This is a genomic window from Hamadaea sp. NPDC051192 (assembly GCF_040682475.1).
GTDB lineage: Bacteria > Actinomycetota > Actinomycetes > Mycobacteriales > Micromonosporaceae > Hamadaea > Hamadaea flava.
This window is the reverse complement of sequence record NZ_JBFBAZ010000295.1, coordinates 1-1,705: the sequence shown is the minus strand read 5'-3', so window position 1 is coordinate 1,705 and position 1,705 is coordinate 1. Positions and strand designations below refer to the sequence as shown.

Sequence of the window (1,705 nt, the reverse complement as noted above, 5' to 3'; positions counted from 1 at the left end):
GGCTGCACGGTGCGGCCAGCGGCCCGGACCTGACCGAGGCCGACGCGACGGCGTACGCCCGCGCGACGGCGATCACAAGATTCGACCCGGAACCCTGATCCAGCCGATGAACTAAGCCGTGCGCTTGGGCTGCTTCTTGACGTTCGGGTCGGCCGCGATCTTGTCGGCCGCCTTCTGCATCGCCGTGGTGAACTCGGCGGTGCCGCCCTTGCCCGACATCAGGTTGGTGATCGCACCTTCCAGCGCGGTGTAGAGGTCCTTGTACCAGCCGTCGAAGCGGACGCTCACGACGTTGCCGTTGGCGGCGGCCAGGACCTTGTTCGCCGAGACGAACTGCGACGAGCCGGTCAGGCCGTCGGCCGCGCCCTTGACGACCGGCAGCGACTTGGTCAGCTCGGCGAACTTGCGGGCGCCGGCCTTGGACAGCATGATCCGCAGGAACTCCAGGCCACCGGCCGGGTTCTTGCCGGTCTTCGGGACGATCCAGCCCTCACCGGCTGCCGCGCGTACGGTGCCGTAGGGGCTCTTGTCCGACGCCGTCAGGCTCCACTGAGCGCTGACCTCGAGCTTGGTGTCCGGCCGCAGGGTCTTGGCCATCTCGCCTTCGAGCCAGGTGCCGCAGGGGATGAACAGCGCCTTGCGGTCGATGACCGCCTGCTGGGTGGTGGTGTGGTCGAGGGCGGCCGCACCGGCCTGGACGTAGCCCTTGCCCAGCATCTCGTGGACGTGGTCGATGACGGTCTTCACCGCGTCGGACTGCCAGGCGCCCGGCTCCAGGTTGTCGATCGCGAAGATCGCCTCCTTGCCGCCCACCTTCCAGATCCAGTCGGTGATGACGTTGTACATGTACCACGGGTACTTGCCCTGGTGGGTGAAGGCGGCGATGCCCTCCTTCTTGGCGTTCTCGGCCAGCGCCAGGAACTCGTCCCACGTGGTCGGCACCTTCCAGCCCTTGGAGTCGAACAGGGTCTGGTCGTGGAAGAAGCCGTACACCGTGTAGGCGGCGTTCAGCGTGTAGGGCTTGTCGTTGAACAGGCCAGACTCGATCGTGCCGGCGAGCAGGGTGTCGCGGATCTTCACGTTCGGGTCGTCGACGCTCGGGGCGTCGTACAGCTCGGTGAGGTCGGTGAGCTGGTCGACGATGGTCGCCAGGTCGAGCGTCTTCGGCGAGGAGTTGTTGATGACGTCCGGCGCGGTGTTACCCGTGAACCGGGGCTGCATGTCGGTCAGGATCTCCTTGGACCAGGTGATGCCGACCTTGGAGCCGCTGTACTTCTGCTCGTAGAGCGACGCGTAGCCCTTCGCGTACTCCTGGCCGAAGCCGCCGTCGAAGACGACCGTGTCGACGTTCTTCTTGGCGTCCACGCCGAAGGGGTTGTCCTTCGTCTTGCCGGTCGTGCCGCTGCCGGTGTCGCCGGAGGTGTCGCTGGAGGCGCAGGCCGCGAGGAACCCGGCGGCCGGCGTCGCCAGCAGACCCGCTGCCGCGGCACGGCGAAGCACCGTGCGGCGGCTCAGGCTGGTGTGGGACATGGTGTCTCCTCAGTAAGGGATTCGTTGGTGGGGGTTCCCGGCTCGGCGGGCCGCCGCGCCGAAGCTTGTGTGTGGAGGCTCTTCATTCGGCGACCTCCTTGATCCGATGGGCCTCCACCGCACGAGCCGTACGCTGAAAGGCCGCGTGCGAGCGCTCATGCGTGCGCTGCGCCAC

1 protein-coding gene is annotated in these 1,705 nt (G+C 67.3%); it reads right to left on the bottom strand.

What is annotated here, in order from left to right:
- Positions 1-111: 111 nt before the first annotated feature.
- Positions 112-1,530, bottom strand: coding sequence for an N-acetylglucosamine/diacetylchitobiose ABC transporter substrate-binding protein (ngcE, locus tag AB0M47_RS42685; protein WP_363424753.1), 1,419 nt, complete (start codon positions 1,528-1,530; stop codon positions 112-114).
- Positions 1,531-1,705: the final 175 nt, after the last annotated feature.

Coding starts and splice junctions, on each gene's coding strand:
- ngcE (WP_363424753.1), bottom strand. CDS start 1,530: ATGTCCCACACCAGCCTGAGCCGCCGCACGGTGCTTCGCCGTGCCGCG.